At 48.1% G+C, this 532-nt stretch carries 1 protein-coding gene; it reads left to right on the top strand.

What is annotated here, in order from left to right; translation table 11 throughout:
- On the top strand, nucleotides 1-532 hold a 532-nt coding region (locus R7R24_RS30065; protein ID WP_318120636.1), incomplete at both ends, for a 3-deoxy-7-phosphoheptulonate synthase.

Genomic DNA, 532 nt, shown 5'->3' with positions numbered 1-532 from the left:
TGGAAATCCCACTTGCAACCGAAGCTCTTGACCCAATTAGCCCACAATACTTAGCCGATACTTTTAGTTGGGCAGCGATCGGCGCACGCACAACAGAATCACAAACACACCGTGAGATGGCTAGTGGTCTTTCGATGCCGATTGGCTTTAAGAATGGCACAGATGGTAGTTTGGCAACCGCAATCAATGCGATGCAGGCAGCCTCTTCTAGCCACCGCTTTATGGGTATCAACCGTGAAGGTCAAGTTGCGTTGCTCACAACCCAAGGTAACCCGAATGGCCACGTGATCCTACGTGGTGGTAAACAGACGAACTACGATTCAGTATCCGTTACGGAATGCGAACAAGAAATGGCGAAATCAGGTCTTGAAGCGTCATTGATGGTGGATTGCAGCCATGCAAACTCACGCAAAGATTACCGTCGTCAGCCATTGGTCGCAGAAGATGTGATTCACCAAATCCGTGAAGGGAACAAGTCGATCATCGGTTTGATGATCGAAAGCCACATTAATGAAGGTAATCAATCTTCTGA

Source organism: Vibrio sp. 704 (assembly GCF_033339295.1).
Note: the sequence above shows the minus strand (reverse complement) of the source record. Positions and strands in the feature narration are given on the sequence as shown.